The organism is Occallatibacter sp., assembly GCF_036502485.1.
Classification (GTDB): Bacteria; Acidobacteriota; Terriglobia; order Terriglobales; family Acidobacteriaceae; genus Telmatobacter.
Window position 1 is genome coordinate 38,485 of the sequence record NZ_DASXYM010000126.1, and the last position, 21,332, is coordinate 59,816.

Annotated in this window: 14 protein-coding genes; 8 read left to right on the forward strand and 6 right to left on the reverse strand. The window is 62.2% G+C overall.

Annotation, left to right across the window (positions count from 1 at the left end; all coding sequences use genetic code 11):
• Positions 1 to 15: 15 nt before the first annotated feature.
• Both VGL22_RS16330 and purH read right to left on the reverse strand, forming a co-directional pair.
• On the reverse strand, positions 16 to 2,142 hold the full coding sequence (locus VGL22_RS16330; protein ID WP_465268006.1) for a tetratricopeptide repeat protein: 2,127 nt from the start codon (positions 2,140 to 2,142) through the stop codon (positions 16 to 18).
• Between the two features lie 226 nt (positions 2,143 to 2,368).
• Entirely contained in the window at positions 2,369 to 3,973 is a 1,605-nt protein-coding gene (purH, locus tag VGL22_RS16335) for a bifunctional phosphoribosylaminoimidazolecarboxamide formyltransferase/IMP cyclohydrolase (protein ID WP_465268007.1), read from the reverse strand.
• Positions 3,974 to 4,186: 213 nt separating this feature from the next.
• Between purH and VGL22_RS16340 the strand changes: the two genes are divergently transcribed.
• The 3 genes from VGL22_RS16340 (at position 4,187) to VGL22_RS16350 (ending at position 7,958) form a co-directional block, all read left to right on the forward strand.
• Entirely contained in the window at positions 4,187 to 5,119 is a 933-nt protein-coding gene (locus tag VGL22_RS16340) for a rhomboid family intramembrane serine protease (protein ID WP_465268008.1), read from the forward strand.
• Between the two features lie 287 nt (positions 5,120 to 5,406).
• On the forward strand, positions 5,407 to 6,363 hold the full coding sequence (locus VGL22_RS16345) for an aldo/keto reductase (RefSeq protein WP_465268009.1): 957 nt from the start codon (positions 5,407 to 5,409) through the stop codon (positions 6,361 to 6,363).
• 149 nt (positions 6,364 to 6,512) lie between these two features.
• A complete protein-coding gene (locus VGL22_RS16350; RefSeq protein ID WP_465268010.1) occupies positions 6,513 to 7,958 on the forward strand; it encodes an APC family permease in 1,446 nt (481 codons plus the stop codon).
• Here the strand turns inward: VGL22_RS16350 and ruvB are convergent.
• Positions 7,955 to 9,007, reverse strand: coding sequence for a Holliday junction branch migration DNA helicase RuvB (ruvB, locus tag VGL22_RS16355; protein ID WP_465268011.1), 1,053 nt, complete (start codon positions 9,005 to 9,007; stop codon positions 7,955 to 7,957). The genes VGL22_RS16350 and ruvB overlap by 4 nt on opposite strands.
• A 303-nt stretch (positions 9,008 to 9,310) precedes the next feature.
• Between ruvB and VGL22_RS16360 the strand changes: the two genes are divergently transcribed.
• The gene (locus VGL22_RS16360; protein ID WP_465268012.1) at positions 9,311 to 11,059 is read left to right on the forward strand and encodes an Ig-like domain-containing protein; all 1,749 of its coding nucleotides are present in this window, start codon (positions 9,311 to 9,313) and stop codon (positions 11,057 to 11,059) included.
• A gap of 91 nt (positions 11,060 to 11,150) precedes the next feature.
• On the opposite strand, the gene VGL22_RS16365 is transcribed toward VGL22_RS16360, so the two are convergent.
• Positions 11,151 to 12,674 (reverse strand): family 43 glycosylhydrolase, encoded by a 1,524-nt coding sequence (locus tag VGL22_RS16365; RefSeq protein ID WP_465268013.1) that lies wholly within the window; start codon positions 12,672 to 12,674, stop codon positions 11,151 to 11,153.
• A gap of 115 nt (positions 12,675 to 12,789) precedes the next feature.
• Between VGL22_RS16365 and VGL22_RS16370 the strand changes: the two genes are divergently transcribed.
• From VGL22_RS16370 to VGL22_RS16385, 4 genes are all read left to right on the forward strand, one after another.
• Positions 12,790 to 14,010, forward strand: a complete 1,221-nt coding sequence (locus tag VGL22_RS16370) for a hypothetical protein (protein WP_465268014.1) — start codon at positions 12,790 to 12,792, stop codon at positions 14,008 to 14,010.
• A 230-nt stretch (positions 14,011 to 14,240) separates the two neighbouring features.
• The gene (gene gyrA, locus VGL22_RS16375; RefSeq protein ID WP_465268015.1) at positions 14,241 to 16,820 is read left to right on the forward strand and encodes a DNA gyrase subunit A; all 2,580 of its coding nucleotides are present in this window, start codon (positions 14,241 to 14,243) and stop codon (positions 16,818 to 16,820) included.
• A 914-nt stretch (positions 16,821 to 17,734) separates the two neighbouring features.
• Positions 17,735 to 18,334 carry a DUF5715 family protein gene (locus VGL22_RS16380; RefSeq protein WP_465268016.1) on the forward strand — a complete coding sequence of 200 codons (600 nt, stop codon included), beginning with the start codon at positions 17,735 to 17,737 and terminating at the stop codon, positions 18,332 to 18,334.
• A 207-nt stretch (positions 18,335 to 18,541) separates the two neighbouring features.
• Positions 18,542 to 19,306, forward strand: a complete 765-nt coding sequence (locus VGL22_RS16385) for a YIP1 family protein (RefSeq protein WP_465268017.1) — start codon at positions 18,542 to 18,544, stop codon at positions 19,304 to 19,306.
• Positions 19,307 to 19,390: 84 nt separating this feature from the next.
• Here the strand turns inward: VGL22_RS16385 and fabF are convergent, their stop codons facing one another.
• Both fabF and acpP read right to left on the reverse strand, forming a co-directional pair.
• Positions 19,391 to 20,638, reverse strand: coding sequence for a beta-ketoacyl-ACP synthase II (fabF, locus tag VGL22_RS16390; RefSeq protein WP_465268018.1), 1,248 nt, complete (start codon positions 20,636 to 20,638; stop codon positions 19,391 to 19,393).
• 3 nt (positions 20,639 to 20,641) lie between these two features.
• Positions 20,642 to 20,890, reverse strand: coding sequence for an acyl carrier protein (gene acpP, locus VGL22_RS16395; protein ID WP_465268019.1), 249 nt, complete (start codon positions 20,888 to 20,890; stop codon positions 20,642 to 20,644).
• Positions 20,891 to 21,332 lie beyond the last annotated feature (442 nt).

Here is a 21,332-nt window from a genome sequence, read left to right on the forward strand (position 1 = left end):
TGATGTGGTGTGGGGTTATTCGGGCTTGACTACGCCGGAGGTGCTTTCCTGCTTAGCGAGGCGGACGTGGGCGCCTTCGAGCTTGTGCTGGACCTTGGCGAGGTCGCCGGGCTCCTGATCAGTGGAGGGCGTCTTCTGGTACTGGGTGACGGAGAGCTCCCACTGCGCGGCGGCGAGGCGAATGCGGCCAGTCTTTTCGTAGAGATCGCCGAGGTGATCATGGACGGTGGGGTCGGCCTGATCGCGCTCGACCGCCTGGCGCAGGTTTTCCTCGGCGAGTTCGAACTCGCCCATTTTGAAGTAGACCCAGCCAAGGGAGTCGAGATAGGCGCCGTTCATGGGCTCCTGTTCGACGGCTTTGCGGACGAGCTTGAGGGCTTCCTGGAGCCGCACTCCCTTATCTGCGAACATGTAGCCCATGTAGTTCAGGGTCATGGCGTTGTTGGCATCGATGTCGAGCGCCTGACGGAAGAACCCTTCGGCCTGCTCAAGGTGCTTCTGGCGGTCGGCGAGCGCGCCTTTCAGGAAGAGCAGGTAAAGCTTGTCTTCCTTGCGGGTGGCCATGGGGGTGGCCTTGGTCAGGACTTCATCGGCTTCCTTATAGCGGCGCAGGCGCGTGTACATGTTGCCGAGCGCAAAATAGACGGGGCGGTCGTCGGCGTCGTTGTTGGTCAGCAGGCCCTTGGCCATGTTCAGGCCTTCGTCCGTCTTGCCCTGGTCTACCAGTTCGCCGGCCAGCATCAGCTTGAGGTCGCGATCTTTGGGATTCGACGCGATGGCCTTCTGGGAGACCTCCACAGCCTTGTCGAACATGCGGGCGTCGTTGTAGGTGTCGACCTGCAACTGGTAGCCGCGGGTGGCGGAGTCGCCGCCCATATCGATCATCTTCTGGTAGACGGCAACGGCTTCGTCCACCTTATTCTGCTCGTGGTAGACGGAGCCCAGGTGCTCGAGGAAGATGCTGCGGTTGTTCTTCTCCTCCGCGTTGTAGGCGCCATTGGCATGGGAGGTCTGGTCGACCATCTGCTGATAGGTGGAGGCGGCCTCGTCGTAGCGGCCCAGGACATCGAGCAGCATGCCTTCGTTGTAGCCCGCTTCCAGGCTTTCCGGATCCTTTTTGCGCGCCTTGCGGATGGTGGCGAGGGCATCTTCATACTTGCCCTGGCGGCGCTGAATCTCGGAGACCTTCACCAGGGGAGCCGCATCTTCCGAGTCGGCCTGGATCAGATCCTTGTAAGTCTTCAGAGCGTCGTCGAGCTGGCCGTCGTTCAGTTCGGCCTGGGCGAGGGCATTCAGGGTGGGCACGTCGCCTGGCTGCAGATCGACGGCGCTCTTGTACGCCGCGATGGCGTCCTTGGTGCGCTTCAGCTGGTCGTAGGTGGCGCCGAGGGTGAACTCCATGCGCGCCGTGCGGTCATTGACGGGCACAGCTTCAATGACTTTGGCGGCCTGCTCGAGGTTGTTGTTCTCGGCATAGACGCGGGCCAGGTTCAGGACGACTTCTTCCGATTCGGGCTCGATGTCCTGCGCGATTTTGAACTGCTCTTCCGCCTTGGCGGCCTGGTGTTTGACGGTGTAAAGCTGGCCAAGGATCATGCGATCTTCAACACTGCGCGGCTGCAGCGCGACGATTTTTTCAAATTCGCCGATCGCCTGGTCGAGAGTGTTGCCCGAGGGCGAGGACGAAGAGACGGAGTTCTGCTGCTCGCCGAGCTGACGAAGGTAAATGCGGCCCAGAAGCTTATGCGCATCCACATCGTCGGGATGGTTCTTGAGCACTTCGCGCTCGGTGCTCTCCGCGTCGCGCGTTTTTCCGGTGCGGAAGTAGAGGTCCGCCAGGCCGTCATAGAGGGCGGCAGACGCCGGATCGGCGTTGATTGCGGCCTTGTACTCCTCGACGGCGTGCTGCACGTACTCGGGGCGGCCGGAGTTGATGGCCTGTTCCTCGTACATATCCGCCAGGGCTGCGTGATAGTAGGCTGCCGCGCGGTTGGGTGTGTCGGCGGGCTTGGTCTGTGCAGGCGCTGCGGCGGCGGGCGGAGTGGCCTGGGCAGGCGTTGCGGCCGGGCCAGGAGATTGGGCGTGCGCGGCGCACACTGCAGCGGAAAGGCAAACGAGGGACAAAAATTCTTCGCGTCTCATGATCACGTATGGGGATCCTTGCCTCGGGCGACGAGGGACGAACTCCTGGGTAAAAAAGGCAAAAAGGGCTGCACAGCAGCAGCCGCTTCATTAAAGCGCCACTATTAGAGACGATTCTACGCGCCATTTGGTTCGTTTGTTGGCATTTTCGCAAAGAGCGGGAACTCTGCCAGGACGATGTGAAGTGGCGCATCCGGGCGCTTGGGCCCGGATGCACGGGTCAGGCTCAGTGCCGGAAGTGGCGGATGCCTGTGAACACCATGGCGAGGCCTAAACGGTCAGCAGCGGCGATGACGTCCTGATCCTTTACGGAGCCGCCCGGCTGGATGACGGCGGTGGCGCCGGCGGCAGCAACGGCCTCAAGGCCGTCGGGGAAGGGGAAGAAGGCGTCAGAGGCGGCGACACAGCCGGCCAGGGGCAGGACCGCTTTCATGGCCCCGAATTTGGCGGCGTCGACGCGGCTCATCTGGCCGGCTCCCACGCCAATGGTCTGGCCGTCTCGCGCGTACACGATGGCGTTTGATTTCACGTGCTTACAGACACGCCACGCGAAAATGAGGCTGCGCAGCTCTTCGGCTGTGGGAGGACGCCAGGTCACCACGTCGAGCTCGCTTTCTTCGATGCGGCCGGTATCGGCGTCCTGCAACAGCAGACCGCCGGAGACTTGCTTGAGGACCGGTCTGATTGGGGCGGGATGAATTTCGACCAGGCGCAGATTCTTCTTGCGGGCAAAAGCCTCGCGCGCTTCGGGGGTAAAGGAGGGAGCTGCAATGGCTTCGACGAAGAGCTTGGCGATCTCTTCGGCCACCGCACCGTCAACCTCCTGGTTGATGCCGATGACGCCGCCGAAGGCGGAAACGGGGTCGGCGGCGAGAGCCTTCTGGTAGGCCTCAAGCGCGGTGGCGCCGGTGGCTGCGCCGCAGGGGTTGGTGTGCTTGATGATGGCTACGGCGGGCAGGTCGGCTTCGTTCGGTTTGAGTTCCCGGGCGAGTTCCCAGCAGGCGTCGAGATCCACGAGATTGTTGAAGCTCAACTCTTTGCCCTGCAACTGCGTGGCGCCGGCAACCCCGAGGCCCGAGCCGTCCGAGTAGAGGGCGGCGCGCTGGTGGGGGTTTTCGCCGTAGCGCAGGGACTGGGCGAGGTTGAAGTTGATGCGCAGGGTGGCAGGGAACGCCTGCCGTGCGTCTGACTGCGTTTGTGGTCCGAGGGGCTCGGAGGCGGCGGGCGCCTGGTCGATCTGATCGAGGGCGTTGGCGATGGCGGTGTCGTAGGCGGCAGTAGTGGCGAAGGCCTGTTTGGCAAGGCGCCAGCGAGTCTCGCGGGCCAGGGCGCCGGCGGAGGATTTGAGCTCTTCCGTCAGGGCGGGGTAGTCGGACACCCGGGTCACGATGGCGACATCTTCGAAGTTTTTGGCGGCCGATCGGACCATGGAGGGACCGCCGATGTCGATGTTCTCAATGATGTGGCCGAAGGCGACGCCGGGCTGCGCGGCGGTCTTCTCAAAGGCGTAGAGGTTAACCACAACCATGTCGATGGGCTGAATCTGGTGCTCGGCTGCCGCGGCTTCATGCTCGGGGTTGCCGCGAATATAAAGAAGGCCTCCGTGGACCTTGGGATGCAGGGTTTTGACGCGCCCGTCGAGCATTTCAGGGAAACCGGTCAGGTCACTTATGTCCTTGACGTTCAAGCCGGCCTCGCGGAGGGCGCGGGCGGTGCCGCCGGTGGAGATGAGTTCCACGCCGAGATCCGCAAGGGTGCGGGCAAAATCGATCAGTCCGGTCTTGTCGGTCACGCTCAGCAGGGCACGCCGTATCTTCTTCTCCGCGCTCACGTTCACTCCTTGTTTGGGCCGCGCACTCGGGTGCGGTGTGTGAGTCATGCGGGGCCACATTTCAGAGTACAGGATGGGAGAGCTGGCTACAGGCAGGAGGCGATAGGCACCCGGAACAGGTGCATCATGCCGATCCTTGCTCCGTGGAACGCTTTGTCCGGCGGCGTGACGGCTGGCGCAAGCATTCAAACGTGAATCGGTTAGAGTGGAGGAATGGGAAGCAATCCCCCACCGTTCTCCCAGGCGCGGGACTACCGCGGCTGGGAGCCGGGCGCTGGTTCCGCGCCTGAGGTTCTGCCGCCTGGCAGCTATGCGCCTCCGCCGCAGGGCGGAGAGGTGTATGTTCCGCCGCAGCCGCCCCCCCCGCAGCGGCGCCGACCCCGCTGGTCTGTCGCGCCCGGGACGTATGTGCTGCTGGGTATCAATATCGCCGTCTTTGTACTGATGGTGCTGGGCGGAGTGAGCGCAATCAAGCCCACGTCTGAAAGCCTGATGAGCTGGGGCGCGAATAACGCCGGCTCTGTCGTGGTGTACGGGCAGTGGTGGCGGATCGTCACTTCCACGTTTGTGCACGGCGGCGTGCTGCACCTGGCGCTGAACATGTGGTGCCTGTGGAACCTGGGCATGCTGGCCGAACCGCTGATGGGCACCTTCGGCCTGTTCGCTGTATACGTGCTGACGGGTTCCGCGGGAAACCTGCTCTCGACGCTGCTGAACTGGATTAACTACGCGCCGAAAGAGGCGATGCCTCCGGGCTTTCCCATCTGGCTGGCGTTTCCCGCCGGAGTGGGCGCGTCGGGCGCGATCTTCGGGATTGCGGGCGCGCTCATCATCCTGCTCAAGTCACCCCGGCTGCCGGTGCCACCCGACGAGTTGAAGAAGATTCGCAAGTCTGTCATCTACTTTGCGGCCATCAATCTGTTCATCGGATTCTCCATCAATTTCGGGTCCAGCCGCACCGGTGTGGCCATTGATAACTGGGCGCATCTGGGGGGCTGTGCTTCGGGACTGTTGTTTGCGGTTCCGATGGTGCCGCGCATAGGGTGGCCGCGACAGACGTTCGATACGCGGCTGCGGCTGGCGGTGTCGATGGTGGCAGGGATTCTGATTCTGTTTGGATTCTTTCTGGCGCAATTGGGAAGGTGACCGCGGCAGGTGGTCAGGTAGCCGGGTACTCAGGTACTCAGGTAGCGCCAAGTGCTCAGGTAGCCAGGTGCTCAGGTAGCTAGGTGGTCAAGTGATCGACCGGGTCGGACACCTCGCTTGGATCACCTGGCTCTGTGAGCACGTAATCACTTGAACACTTAAGCGCCTGGTCACCTGAACACTGAATCGCTTGACCACTTGCTGCCCTTGCCACCTGTGAAAGAATATGCGTGTACGCAGGTTTCGGGAGCGATGTCTTCGCTCTCACTCCAACACTGGAGGGCGATATGGAACGGCGAACATTCATCCGGCAGGCAGCTATGACCGCGGCGGCAGCTTCTGCCGCTTCTTCTCTTCACGCGAAGACTCCCTCGCAACCGATAGCCAAACGCACGCTGGGCAAGACCGGCGAGAAGCTTTCCATCATCGGGTTCGGCGGCATCGTGGTCATGGACGAGGCGCCGGGTGCGAGCTCGAACATTGTGGCCGAGGCAGTGGACCGCGGGATCAATTATTTTGACGTGGCGCCGAGCTATGGCAACGCGCAGGAGCGCCTGGGGCCGGCTCTGGCGCCGTATCGCAAGAATGTGTTCCTGGCATGCAAGACGGAGGGGCGTTCGAAGGATGAATCGCGCAAACAGCTTGAGGAGTCGCTGCGGCTGCTGAAGACCGATCACGTGGATCTATACCAGTTTCACGCACTGACGAAAATGAAGGAGCTTGACCAGGTACTGGGGCCGGGCGGCGCCATGGAGACGATGGAGGCGGCGAAGAAGGAAGGCAAGATTCGCTACATAGGTTTCAGCGTGCACTCGGCGGAGACGGCGGTCGCCGCGCTGGAACGGTATCCCTTCGACACGATTCTCTTTCCGGTGAACTGGGTGTTATTTTCGCAGGCCGGTTTTGGTCCGCAGATTCTGAAGAAGGCGCAGGAGAAGGGCGTCGGCATTCTGGCGCTGAAGGCTATGGCGAAGTCGACGTGGCCGGCGGGGCAGAAGAAGGATCATCCCGAGCCGAAGTGCTGGTATCAGCCCGCGGCCTTTCCCGATCAGGCGTCGCTCGGTTTGCGCTGGACGCTTGGTCATCCCATTACGGCGGCAATTCCGCCGGGCGACGAGAAGTACTTCCGGCTGGCCATGGACGTGGCGCAGAGCTACAAACCGCTCGAGCCGCACGAGGAACAGGCGCTGTTGAGCGGAGGCGCAGGCCTGGAACCGATCTTCAGGTTGGGGAACGATGTTTAGCAGGTGATCGGGTGATCGGGTGATCGGAGGGAGGCTGCCTGATTAGATCGGCCTGACTTTTTTCATTCCAAGTTGATGCCTGGCGCACTAGGATTGCGTGCACAAGTGAGCGTGCCCAACTGGCTTCTCCTCCAACCCCTTCAACTGAAATGACAGAGCCTGCCTGCAAATCGGGCGAAGCGTCGCCTGAGTCTGCGCAGCCGTCGCATGGGCTCAAGCGACAACTGGGCCTCGGCGATCTGGTGCTCACGCAGATTCTTTGCGTGGTGGGCTCATCGTGGGTAGGGGTGGCAGCCGGGCTGGGAAAGGCGCAGACGCTTGTGTGGGTGCTGGCGATGCTGCTGTTCTACCTGCCGATGGCGGCCAGCGTGATTGAGTTGAACCGCCGCATGCCGCTCGAGGGCGGTCTGTACGTGTGGGCGCGTGAGGCGTTTGGGGACCTGGGCGGGTTTCTCACCGCGTGGAACATTGGCGCGTACGGGATCGCGGTGACGGCGACGATTCTCTTCGCTCTTCCTACCGAACTGAAATACTTGATTGGTCCGCGCGCGGCATGGCTGCCCGAGAATCACTGGGCATCTTTTGGAGTGGTGGCGACGGCGATTGGCGCGATCACGTTTGCGTCTCTGCGCGGGCTGGAATGGGGCAAGTGGATTCACAACGTGGGCGGGGCGGCCATTCTGTTTGTGTTTGCCGCGCTGATTTTTCTCCCCACCGTGGCCCTGGTGAAGGGCGAGCCGGTGCGGTGGACGCCGTTCACCGTGGCGCTGCCGCCGGCGGATATGCGCACCTTCGCGCTGTTCGGGCAGATGCTGTTCGGCGCGCTGTGCGGTCTTGAATATGTGGCGATCATGGCGGGAGAGAGCCGCCAGCCGGCGCGGACCATCGGACGGTCTGTGTGGATTGCCTCGCCCATCATCTGCGCCATGTTCATTTTGGGGACGGGGTCGGTGGTGGCGCTTGTGCCGCAGAGCCAGATCGATTTCATTGCGCCGATTCCGCAGACGATGCGGACAGCCCTGGGCCATACGGGGTGGGGAAATCTGCTGGCGATGACGGCGATTGTGCTGGTGGAGTTGCGGCTGCTGGGCGCGGCCAGTCTTTTGTTTACCGGCGTGACCCGGCTGCCGATGGCGGCGGGATGGGATCACCTGGTGCCGGCCTGGTTTACACGCATGCATCCGCGCTGGGGAACGCCGGCGAATTCAATTCTGTTTGCCGGAGCGGTGGCGGTCGGGCTGGTTGTCTTAGCCATGGCCGGCGTGCATTCACAGGAGACGTACCAGGTTCTTTCCGGCGCCAGCCTGACGCATTATGAGATCGCGTATCTCGCGATGTTTGCGGTGCCGCTGGCAGGCCGCGCGCGGATGCGCAAGGGGATGCCGGTGTGGCTGAAGGTCACGTCCGTTGTGGGATTGGCGGCGACCTGCTTTGCGCTGCTGATTTCGGCGTATCCGTTTGTGAGTGTGGTGAACGCGAAGGTGTATGCGGCCAAGATCCTGGGAACGATCGTGGTGAGCAACCTGGTGGCGGTCATCTTTTACCTGCTGAAGACGCGCGCGGGAGCGCCCGGGAACCGCGGCGCAGCGCTTTAGAACAATCCGGGCTGACCGGGCAGACCGAATTGACGGTTCGGCATGGTTAGTCCGAAATGCTCGTAGGCCATGCGCGTTGCCACGCGGCCGCGTGGAGTGCGATCAAGAAAACCGATCTGGATGAGGAAGGGCTCGTAAACTTCTTCGAGCGCGTCCTCTTCTTCGGCCAGGGTTGCGGCCAATGTGCTCAGACCCACGGGGCCGCCATCGTATTTCTGGATGATGGTGAGCAGAAGGCGGCGGTCGATTTCGTCGAAGCCGTGCGCGTCCACTTCGAGCAGGGTGAGCGCGGCATTGGCCGTGGCGCGGTCGATGGAGCCGTTGCCGCGCACCTGGGCATAGTCGCGCACCCGCCGCAGCAGCCGGTTGGCGATACGGGGAGTCCCGCGCGAGCGGAGGGCGATCTCGGCGGCTCCATCCGCATCGATGGGCACCTGCAGGACCTCGGCGGAACGCTCGACGATGAAGCGAAGGTCATCTTCGGTGTAGAACTCGAGGCGCAGAAGGATGCCGAAGCGCGAACGCAGCGGAGAGCTCAGCAGGCCGGGGCGGGTGGTGGCGCCCACAAACGTGAAGGGGCGTATGTCCATGACATGCGTGCGCGCGGAAGGGCCCTGGCCGATGATGATGTCGAGCTTGTAGTCCTCAAGCGCGGTGTAGAGCTTTTCCTCGAGAACAGGCTGCATGCGGTGAATTTCGTCGAGGAAGAGAACCTGTTTTTCGCGCAGGTTGGTGAGGATCGCGGTGAGGTCGCCCTGGATCTGCAGGGCCGGGCCCGAGGTCTGCTGAAAGCCTACGTCGAGCTCATTGGCAATGATCGTGGCCAGGGTGGTCTTGCCCAGCCCCGGCGGTCCGAAGAGCAGCACGTGATCCAGGGCCTCGCCGCGCGACTTCGCGGCTTCAAGAGCGATGGCGAGCTGCTCCTTGGCCTTGGGCTGCCCGATGAATTCCTTGAGCCAGCGGGGCCGCAGCTTCAGCTCAAAGCTCTGCTCTTCGTCAGCGCGCGAGGCGCTCACGAGGCGTTCCGGCGACTCTTTGCGAATGGCCATTCTGGGTAGAAGTGTATCGGGTGACCCGCGGAGGGGCAAATGACAGGCGAAACCCGGGTTGGCGGGTTGCACGTCTGGCGGTCAGGCGCGGGCGCGAGGTCATGCGAACGGGTGTACTCAGTGCCTCGGACGTGCGTATACGGCAGAGTACACCGATCTCCGGAACGTGCGGTAAATCGGGTACAAACCGCAAGGAACAAGCGCTCGTCCGATTGGCAAACCACTTGCTGAGATGTATGCGAATACCCTCCATTTTTCTGGAAGGCGGGGCGCGTTTACGCGGAAACCCCCGAGGAGATTTGTATGTTCAGGCGTTTTTGCGTTTTGATGGGTGCGATGGCGGGCGTTGCTCCGTTGTTTATCGGATGCTCTGCCTCGCAGGTGGACACCGTGACCGTGAGTCCGGCGTCACAGACGATTGCTGTGGGCCAGACCGCGCAGTTTACAGCGACGGGCACGATCACGCACGGCAAGCATCCCGCCTCCACGGCTGATGTGACCGGTCTTGTGTCGTGGACATCGAGCGCTCCCGCGGTGGCGACGGTCAGTTCCTCGGGCCTGACCACGGCAGTTTCAGCTGGGACCACGACAATCACGGCAGCCATGAAGGGCTTCGGCGGCACCATCACTTCGACTGCCGTGGTGACGGTCACAGGCAGCGGCGGATCGGGCGGGTCCGGAGGTGGGAGCGGCGGCAGCGCGGATATCACCGCTGTGACCGTGATCCCGGGCAGTCAGGCGGTGGCATCTCCAGGCCAGACGAGCACGTTTTTGGCGATCGGCACCACATCGAACGGCGCCACGCAGGGCTTGACGAGCCAGGTGGCGTGGATGTCAAGCAGCAACCAGATAGCGACCATCAACTCGGCTGGCGTGGCCACCGCGGCCAGCAAGGGCACGGCGACCATCACCGCGCTGTTTACCAATCCTGACAAGTCAGTCGCGTCGGGCACCGCCACCTTCCAGGTGGTTGGAGGCACGACGGAACTGGTGACCGCGCTGGATATCTATCCGGGATCGCAATCATTGATCCAGGCGCAGCAGACGCAATTCTTTGTTCTGGGCACGGAGGGTTCGTCGGGTCTGCAGGTGGATGAGACAGCAGGCGTGGACTGGACATCCAGTAATACAAACGTGGCCTCGGTGGGCACGGCGGGGAGCGGCACGCCGGGGCTGGCGACCGCTGTGGGCGCCGGTTCTGCGACCATCACCGCCAAATTCACCAATCCTGATAAGAGCGTGGTGGTTGCCACGGCTGACCTGGCAGTGTCGATTGGCGCAGCGCAGGAACCGCTGCTTTCGATCCAGGTGGTGCCGGGCGATGTGGCGGTGTCGAACAAAGGGATGACGGCCCAGTATTTGGCGTTCGGCACCTTCTCGACCGCGCCGACGGTACGGGACATCACCAACTCCGTGACATGGCTATCGACATTGCCAGAAGTGGCGTCGATCAATTCGTGTGGTTCAGGGGCAGGGTCGACTTGCGGGTCTGGCACGTCCGGCGGGCCTTCCGGCGGACTCACTGGAGAATACGCAGGACTGGCTACGTCGCAGGGCCTCACCGGCAACTCGGTGATCTACGCGATAGACAACACGTCGAACCCGGATGGCACATTGGTGCTGTCGAATCCGCAGACCTTCACCTGCAAGGATGCCAACGCCAACGTCTGCGTTCAGTCCGTGCCGACGCCGCAGTTCGCGACGATCACGGTTTACATTGAAGGAGCACAGACGTCCCCCTCGGGCCAGTTTGTCACGGCTCCTTCGGACACCGGAACGGCAAACCTGATCCACTGCGGGAAGCAATACAGCGGCTCCGGCGGGCAGGTGTGCACCGGGACGTACGCGGTTGGATCAAAGGTGACGCTGACGGAGAACCTGGCTGCAGGTAGCCAATACTTTGGCGGCTGGTCGACAGGTTCGGGATGCGTTGATTCCTCGGGAACTCCGCTCACCGCGGCGCAGTTGGCCACATCCACAACGTGCACGATTTCCGTGAACGGCAAGACGGGTCTGAATGGGAACGCGTCCGTGGGCGTGATCTTCTACTAGGCAGTTTTGGAAGCGAAGAAGCCGCTCGTCCGGTTTGGATGGGCGGCTTTCTTTTTGTCTTCGCGGACACTTCGGGCGGAGACTTCCGGAATCACGCCGGGGGTTGGGCTCCGGGCCAGTAGCGGAAGCTGCGGAAGGTGGCCTGGCCTTTGCCGGCGGCGAAAACGGCGGGGCGCACGTCGAGAAAGCCGCCGAGCACGTTGTGATGCATGCCGGAGATTTCGGCTGACTCTTCCATGCGCATCCAAGGCTGCTCGGGAAGCTGATAGTAGAAGTCGACCTCCTGCTCATCGTTGACGACGCGAAGCGTGGCGCGCGTCGCGCCCTTGTGCACGCGGCTGGGCACGTAGTTGTTGGCCAGGCGGACGCCGATTCCGTCCTCATCGAGCAGGATGCCGGTGGCGTGTTCGGGACTGTAGAAGAGCATGAGTCCGGAGGCGCAGCCGGGTGCGACTTCAATGTCGATTTGGACAGTGTACGAGTGGCCGCCGACGGGCGTGGTGAGGGCGGGCGAGTTCTCCAGCGACGTGCCCTTTGCCTGTAGTACGAGAGAGCCGTTGCCGGCGGTAAAACGAGCGCGATCGAACTCGTGCCAGAAGCTCCACTGGAGGCCCAGCTCGGGTGTCTTGAAATCGTCGGACGGATCAGGGAGCGGCTGCTGCTGCGCGCCGGGAATCGGTACCGGGATGGCAGCGTCCGGGGTGATACCTTCGGCTACGCGGAACCATCCATCGCTGGTCCACTCCACCGGCAGCAGAAGGAGCTGGCGGCCGAGCGTGCGATAACCGTTTTCGTACGAATGCACGGTCATGTACCAGCGGCCATCGGGCGTGTCGACCAGGCGACCGTGCCCTACGCTCATCCAGCGGTCTTTGCGCGAGGTGGTGCGCACGACTGGATTGTGTGGGGAGAACTCCCACGGGCCATCTGCATGGCGGCTGCGCGCCGAAACCACGCCGTGACTCGTGGCGGGGCCGCCAGTGCCACCTTCGGCAACGGTGAGATAGAAGTAGCCGTTGTGCTCAAGGAGCTTGGGAGCCTCCAGGCAGGTGCACTCCATGCGCGGTGGAGTGGGCATGGGCCACGGCTCGAATGCTTTGCGCGGAGGCGTCTTCACGCTCAGCCCATCGGCGGCGAGCTCCGCCATCAGGCCCCCGTTCATGTAAAGGAAGCGGCGTCCGTTTTCCGCCACGTGAGCGGGGTCGATGGCGTTGATGGCGAGGTCAATGGGCTCGCTCCAGGGGCCGGTAGGCTTGTCCGCGTGGACCACGTGGAGGCGCTGGTTCGAGGGGAAGTAGATGTAGAACCGGCCCTGGTACTCGCACAGATACGGCGCCCACACGCCGCCGCTGTAAATGGGGAGGGCCGCGGCCACCGGTTTCCAGTTGATGAGGTCGCGCGAGTGCCAGATGAGCAGGCCCGGCGCGTAATCGAAGCTGGAATGGGTGAGGTAGAAGTCGTCGCCCACGCGGATGGGGCTGGCGTCGGGGTGATCGCCCGCGAGAAGGGGGTTGCGATAGCGGTTGCGGACTTCAGCGGCGGCCAGTAGAGAGGACGCGGACGGCAAGGCAACGGCAGCGGCGCTGTTGCCGAGAAAACGACGGCGTGTGAGCATGACCGGCCAGTGTAGGGCCCAGCGGTCCGGCGCGTAAAGCAATGCGACATGCGAGGCGCAAAGTCAGCTTATCCGGAACTGCCGTTTAAACTGGGATCTGGCTCCCTTTTTCGTGATGACTCATCGTTTTGCTCGTCTACGCCGTTTCCACTTCAATCTGCCGCAGCGTGTTGCCGCGGCGCTGCTCGCGCTTTTTCTGGCGCAGGGCTTCTGGATCACTGCGCACCAGACGCTGAGCGACCGGGACTACCAGTTCGCGCGCTGCGGACGCGAGATGTGGGAAAAGCCTTCGCCCCTGGCCGGCTACTACACCAGCTGCGGCAACATTCACGATGGCGTGCTGGCGTATCGTGTGGCGGGCCTGCCGCTCACGCTGAATGTGCTGGCCGAGCGCGGCATCGATCTGTTTCGCAAGCCTGAGGACCGCGTGATGCAGAGCGGTCAAGCAGGCTCCTCGGAGATCAGTACGTGGGAGTTGCGTCACCAGATGCCGCATGTTCTGCTGTTGATGCGGTTGCCGTTCCTGTTTGTAGGATGCGTTCTGGGCGGGGCGCTCTGGTGGGTGACGCGGCGGCTGTTCGGCAACTTTGGCGGATACACGGCGCTGGCGCTCTACTGCTTTTCCCCTGCCGTGCTCAAGGCGTGCGTCGCGCCGGATGCGGAGATCCTGGCCACGCTGGGAATTTACGCAGGCGTCTACACGTGCATCGGCGTAGCCCATGCCATGCAGGGGCCGCGGCGCCGATGGCGTCCCCGCATCGTGTTGCTGACCCTGAGCTTTGGGCTGGCCGCCGCCGCTCACATAGCGGCGTTGCCGACAGTTGGCTTGCTTGGCCTGGTGCTTATGTTGTGGATTGCGGAGGGACGCCGCAGCCAGATTCTCCCGGTCATCCTGCTGACCTGTGCCGGCTCCATCGTGCTTGTCTTCGCATGCTACGGGTTCTCTCCGGACGCCTTCAGCTATCTCTTCCGTTCCGCCGCGGGGTTTGTCGGGTTCTCGTTTGTTCCGGCGAAGCATTTCTTTTCCTCATTCGCCAACGCCGGGATCACCATCGCTACCGTGGCGTCGTCGATCCTTTACGTGGGCGTCCGCCGTTCGCGTTACTTTGGCAACACGGCTCCGCTGGTGTGCGCGCTGGTGCTGTTTCTGCTGGTCACTACCGGGGTTCGATCGTCGCCATGGCTGTGGGCGCAGCCCTTTCTGCTGACGTTTGTGGGGGGCGTTTTCGCGGACGCGTATGAGAGCCCGCGACCGCGTCTGGCTCTGGCCGCGGGGGGAGCGATTGTGCTGCTGCAGGCGGTTTTCTGCGTGCTGAGCCTGCCCGGATTGCTCTGATTCGAAACGCCTTTCGAGCCGATTCCCTGGTTGTTGCGAGGGGGCGTGGCGAGGGGTCTATCCAACCTAAACAGAGGACGCGCTAAACTATAGAAAAATCGCAACTTAAATAGCTTGTTCTGCCTTGCTGAAAGCGCTCTGAGCCGCTAAAATAGAAGGGTAGCCCGCACCAGGTTCCGGCCTCTTCTTACTGTGTGCTCCTGCCGCCCTCCGGCGGGCTCGTAAAACCTATGGCAGACGATCAGAACCCCACGCTCCCCCTCGACGGCGGCACTCCCCCCGGCGGCTCGAATCTCATCCCGATCAATATCGAAGAGGAGATGCGCCGCTCCTATCTCGACTACTCGATGTCGGTCATCATTGGGCGGGCCCTCCCCGACGCGCGCGACGGCCTGAAGCCGGTCCATCGGCGCGTGCTCTATGCGATGAGCGAGATGGGTCTGGAGCACAACAAGAAGTACACCAAGTGCGCCAAAGTGGTGGGTCAGTGCATGGGCGTCTACCATCCCCATGGCGACTCCGCCATTTATGACACGCTGGTGCGCATGGCGCAGCCTTTCTCGCTGCGCTACACCCTCGTGGATGGGCAGGGAAACTTCGGTTCCGTAGACGGCGACCCGCCCGCGGCCATGCGTTATACCGAGTGCCGGATGGAGCGCCTTGCGGGCGAACTGCTGGCCGATATCGAAATGGATACGGTCGACTTCACGCCCAACTACGACGAGTCCACCTTCGAGCCTACGGTTCTGCCCACGCGCATTCCCAATCTCATTGTCAACGGATCGAGCGGTATCGCGGTGGGGATGGCGACCAACATTCCGCCCCACAATCTCACCGAGATCATTAACGCCACCATCGACCTGGTGAACGATCCGCACGCCGGCCTGGATGCGGTGCTCCAGCACGTGCAGGGACCGGATTTTCCGACCGGTGGTTTTGTTTACGGCAAGAGCGGCATTCGCAGGGCCTATGAGACGGGCCGCGGCCGTTTCATGATGCGCGCCAAGGTGGCCACCGAGAACCTGACCAAGGAAAAACAGGCGATCATCGTCACCGAGATTCCTTACCAGGTCAACAAGTCCAGGCTGATTGAGCGCATTGCCGAGTTGGCTAACGAGAAGATCATTGACGAAATCTCTGACGTGCGCGATGAATCTGATCGCGACGGCATGCGCGTTGTCATCGAGCTGAAGCGCGGATCGCAGCCGGAGATTGTGCTGAACCAGTTGTACAAGCACACGCAGATGCAGGAAAGCTTCTCGATGATCTTTCTGGCCGTGCTGCACGGCCAGCCGCGAGAGTTGCCTCTTGACCACGCCATCCGCGCCTTCATCGATCACCGGGTTGAAGTGGTGCAGCGCCGTACCGCCTTCCTGCTGCGCAAGGCCCGCGAGCGCGAGCACATCCTGGAAGGCCTCAAGATCGCGATCGACAACCTCGACACGGTCATCCGGATTATCCGTGCATCGGGGTCGCGCGCCGAGGCCCGCGAGAATCTGTATGCGTGGGGCAAGGGCACGGAGATCGTCATCAATCTGGGCCGCGAGATTCTGCCGCATGAGGAACGCGGCCTTTCCCTGCGCCAGGTGGATGCCATCCTGGAGTTGCAGCTCTATCGCCTGACGCAGCTTTCGGTGGATGAGATTCTGAAGGAGCTCGGCGAAATTCGCGACAAGATTGCCGAGTACGAGTCGATCCTTGCCAGCGAGAAGAAGTTGCGCAAGGTCATCATCAAGGAACTGGAGCAGGTGCGCGACAAGTACGGCGACGAGCGCCGCACGCAGATCGTGGACGAGTCTGCCGAACTGCAGCTTGAGGACCTGATCGCCGATGAGCAGGTTGCGGTAACCGTCAGCCACCAGGGATATCTCAAGCGCACGCCTATCAGCACCTATCGCCAGCAACGCCGCGGCGGCACGGGGCGCATGGGCATGAAGACCCGCGAAGAAGATTTTGTCGCACAGCTTATCGTGGATTCGACCCACGCCTACCTGCTTTGCTTTACCAATACCGGCCGCATGTACTGGCTGAAGGTCTACGAGGTACCCGACGTGGGCGCGGCGGGCAAGGGCAAAAGCATGCAGAGCCTGCTCAACCTGCAGCCCGGCGAGAACGTCCGCGCCATCCTGCCCGTGCGCAATCTCGAAGAAGAAGGAAAATTCATCTTCTTCACCACGCGCAACGGCACGGTGAAAAAGACTCCGCTAAAGGACTTCTCCAACGTGATGGCGAAGGGCATCATCGCCATAGGCATCGACAAGGAAGACGAATTGGTGAGGGCGCGCATCACCGACGGTTCGCAGATCGTCTTCCTCGCCACGCGACTCGGCATGGCCATTCGCTTCGATGAAGCCGACGTGCGTTCCATGGGGCGGCCGGCCTACGGTGTGCGCGGCGTGGACCTGGGCAAGAACGACTACGTGGTGGGCGTGGCTATCACTCCCAAGGAGCACGAACCGGGCGCCTATCGCATTCTCTCCGTGAGCGAGAACGGCTTTGGCAAGCGCACCGATGTGGAGGAATATCGTCTGCAGACGCGCGGCGGCAAGGGCGTAAAAAACATGGCCGTCACCGATCGCATCGGCAAGGTCACGACCATCCAGCTTGTGGACGACACGAGCGAACTGATGGTGATCAGCCAGTTCGGCAAGATCATCCGCGTGGATACGAAGACGATTCGTGCCGCGGGCCGCGCGACCCAGGGCGTTCGCTTGCTCAACCTCGATACGGACGACAAGATTGCCGCGGCGGTGGTGATTCCGCCTGAGGAAGCCGTGAAGGATGACGAACAGGGAACGTTGATTCAGTGATTGGAGCCACCATTTGGAGCGGAGCGTTCGCAGAATCACGGATATGAAAGCGCAACCGCTGGAGGCCTGCCGTTACTGGCGGAGCTGCACCGTGCCGGAGCGCGGATGAGGGCAATCGAGGAAGTTGTCGGGGAAGCGTATTGCGCCAAATTGGTTCAGCCGGGTTGAGCTTCATTCAGATCATGTTTTCATAGCTCACCATTCGCATCCCGATTGGATACGAACTCCGGACCCACCTTCGTTCCCGCACTCGCGCAACTTTCCTGAATGTTGCGGGTCGGTGTGAATTGAAGGCCCTGGGCGGTCATGTCTGGCCTCGCCGCTGTGAATCGGGGTGTCCCATTATCAGACTCATCCGCACCCGTGTTGATACTTCGCGTAGAGCCGGCCCGGGCCTACACTGGGATTGCTCTGGTTTCTCCGCACACTCCTGCGTGTCGCGGAATCTTCTCCTCATTTTGACGCTGGCGGCAGTCTCCTCGACGGGAGCCCTGGCCGCCACCTCCACGCGCGCCGTGGCTTCGGTCCGTCGTGCGAAGCCGCATTCTCACGCCTCGTCCGTGACCCGCGCCGGCGTGCCGGCCCACGCGCTGACCTCTGCGCACCGGACGGCTTCATCCCGCCGCGGGGCGTCCGGGGCTGCATCCGGTGCGGCCGCGGGAGCCCGTGCAACCCACGCATTCGACCGATCTACCAGGCGCTCATCGGGTCTGCCATCCAGCAGACCGGCAACTGCTCATGACTCCGCGCCAAAGGCCTCCGGCCATAGCCATTCCGCGGCGCAAAGCCGGCGCCACCGGCTGGATACGCGTCACTCACCGTTTATCCACCGCGGGCGGTCAATTCCTGAGCCCATGGTTGTCGCGGGTCCGACGGCCGAAGCCGTTTCCTTCACTCGACACGGCGCGCTTCCCATGCCGCCACCTCTGCTTGGTTCCTCTGTATCGCTGGCGCGCCAAAACCGGATCAACGAAGAGCAGGGATTGGAGCGCATCCTCGACGACGCGGATCTGAACGACCGGATCGCTCAGCACCTGCTTGTACCCGTGCCCGCGTCGGGCTCGCTCCAGATCAACGGCAACCTTCCTGAGAATCGCCGCTATTGCCGTCCCTGGACCACCCGCTTCCTCATCGACCTGGGCCGGGCCCATACCGCGCGCTTTCATCGCCCCCTGCTGGTCACCTCCGCGGTGCGCACGGTGGAGTACCAGAAGCAGCTCATGCTGGTGAACGGCAACGCTGCCGCGGCCGAGGGCGATGTGGTCAGCCCCCACCTCACGGGCGCCACAATCGACATTGCCAAGGGCGCCATGAGCCGTCAGGAACTCGGCTGGGTGCGCTCGTGGCTGCTTCCTCTGCAGCTCGCCGGCGCTATTGATGTGGAAGAGGAATTCCAGCAGGCCTGCTTCCACATCACGGTGTACAAGGCTTACGTTCCTGCGCCTCCGCCGCCCGGCATCCACCACCGCCGCCATGCGCCACCCGCCGCCGAAATGGCTTCCCGCGGCCGTTAGCTTTGGCAGTATCTCTCTTCACAGAATTGTGGTTTCGCTTCAGCGCGGATTCGGGATACAATCGCGGGCAAACGCACTTCAACTCGCTCCGGAACGTTCACCGGGAAAAGTGCGTACACCAATGCGGAAAAATGCAAGGAAATCCGCGCATTGCGGTTTGATTGCATACCGCTCGCGAGGCAAACGACCGAAATCTGTGAGGCATTCATGACTGACACCAGCGTTCAACCCGCAACTCAATCTACCCCCGGACTGTCGCAAGTGGAGCGCGTCATCGACGCCTTTGCTGCGCCATCCAAGACCTTTGAAGACATCAAGCAAGGACACACCAGCTGGTGGTTGCCGTTTCTGCTCTTCGTGATTGTCGGCACCGGACTGTGGTTCACAGTGAACTCCAAAGTTACCTGGCCGACAGTAGTTGAGAACGGTCTGCGCATGTCTCCCAAGCAGGCTGAGCGCCTGCAGCAACTTCCGCCCGAGCAACAGGAAGCACAGAAAAAGATCTCCGCGGTTGCACAGAAGTACATCTGGCTGGTGGCGCCCGTATTTGTGCTGCTGATGAACCTGATCGCCGCTGGAGTTTTACTCGGCACTATCAACTTCGGCTTTGGCGGGCGCGCAAAGTTCGGGCAGGTGCTTGCCGTGAGCTGGTACGCAGGACTCCCCGGGCTGATCAAATTACTGCTGGGCATTGTTGGTCTGTTTGCCGGAGTGGCTGCTGAGTCCTTCATGCCGGCCAACCCCGCGGGAACCAACGTGGCCTACTTCCTCGCTCCGCCGCCGGAGACCAATATTGCCCTATGGTCGCTCTGCGCAGCCATTGATATCACTTTCCTATGGACTCTGATTCTCTTCTCCAAGGGCTTGGCGAAGGTGGCCGGGACCAAGCCGTCCTCAGGTTACGTGGCCGTGTTTGGCTGGTGGGCTATCTACCTCATGATCTCCATCGGCATCGGCGCAGCCTTCTCATAACCAACACTCCTGAACCCGTAAAAGCAAACGGCGCGCATCGCAGGATGCGCGCCGTTCGCTTCTAATCCCTGATCCCTGTCTCTCTCACTCCGTCCAGCGGCGCATGATCAGCGAAGCATTGATTCCGCCGAACCCGAAGGAGTTCGACAGCGCTACGTCGAAACTGCAGGGGATGGCCATATCGGGCACGTAATCCAGACGGCACTCGGGGTCCGGATTTTCCAGGTTGATGGTGGGAGGGAGCATCTGGTTCTGCAGAGCCAGCACGGTGATGCCGGCTTCCAGTCCCCCGGCGCCGCCCAGCAGGTGTCCGGTCATGGATTTGGTGGCGCTCACCTTGAGCTTGCCGCTCAACGCGTGCTCGCCGAAAACCTTTTCGACGGCGAGAGATTCATTGCCGTCGCCGGCAGGCGTTGAAGTGGCATGCGCATTTACATAGCCTACTTCTTCCGGCGCGATGCCCGCGTCCTTGAGCGCTGCACGCATGCTGCGCTGCGCGCCCGCGCCTTCAGGGGCGATGCCAGTCATGTGATATGCGTCTGCGCTCATGCCGTAGCCAATCACTTCGGCGAGAATCTTCGCGCCGCGCTTCTGCGCGAACTCGAGCTCCTCGAGAATCAGGATGCCCGCGCCTTCCCCGATGACGAAGCCGTCGCGGTCCTTATCGAACGGGCGACTGGCCTTCTGCGGCTCGTCATTGCGCGTGGAGAGCGCGCGCATGGCTGCGAATCCGCCCACCGCAAGCGCGGTTACGGATGCTTCTGATCCGCCTGCGATCATCGCATCCGCATCGCCGTGCAGAATCATGCGCACCGAATCGCCAATGGAGTTGGCTGACGTGGCGCAGGCAGTGGCGGTGGCGGAGATTGGCCCTTGGGCCCCATAACGAATGGAGATCTGACCTGCCGCCATGTTCACAATGGTGGAAGGAATGAAGAAGGGCGAGATCTTGCGCGGGCCGCCGGCCAGAAGGCTGGCGTGCTCGCGCTCGATGATCTCAAAGCCGCCAATTCCAGACCCGATGAACACACCCACGCGTTCCGCAATGTCGGGTGTGATCTGGAGGCCGGATTGCGCCATGGCTTCCTGGGTGGCGGCAAAGGCAAAGTGAATGAAGCGCCCCATCTTGCGCGCTTCCTTCTTGTCGACGAAGTTGAGGGGGTCAAAGTTTTTGACCTCGCAGGCGAAGGTAACGGGAAAGCCGGTAGTGTCAAAGCCCTGGATGGGCCCCGCACCGCTGACGCCTGCCACCAATTTCTGCCACACTTCGGGGGCGGTGTTGCCCACACCGCAAACCAGCCCGAGGCCGGTGATGACGACTCGACGATTCACCGGCTACTTGCCTTTCGCGGTCTTTTCGTGTTTCTCGATGTAGTCGATGGCATCCTTGACGGTCTTGATCTTTTCCGCGTCCTCGTCGGGAATCTCGAGATCGAACGCCTCTTCGAACTGCATCACCAGCTCGACCACGTCGAGCGAGTCCGCACCCAGGTCTTCCTGGAAGCTGGCGTTGGGCGTTACCTCCGCCTCATCCACCTGCAGCTGTTCCACAATGATCTGCTTTACCTTCTCTTCCACGGCCATGCGTGTCTCTCCTCAGTTCTGTTAGGCGATTCAAACCCGTTCCGGGCACTGGCGCCGATGCTATGCCAGCCGAGAATACCGGTCTGCGGCCCGCTAGCACAACCGGCGCTGCGCAAAAATTGCGCAAACCCCCGAAGTACCAAGTCTATAGGGCGCACCCGCCTGCGGTAAAGCTGCGCAAGGCTTGAAGATGCGGGCCAGTCTTATGGGGGTCCGGAGACCGGATTGGCGGCGTGTCAGGGGCGTACCAAATCGAGAACCGGGGAAGATTTCGTCCAGAATTGCACAAGCGAAAAGGCGTATATTTGGCGAACAAGGGAAGGAAACGTCATGCAGGCTCTCATCGCCGCCCTCGCTGCCATCGCTGGAATCATCCTTGGTTATCTCCTGCGCCAGGTTGCCGCCAAATCCGAGCGCACCGCCGCCGAAAACGAGAAGGCCC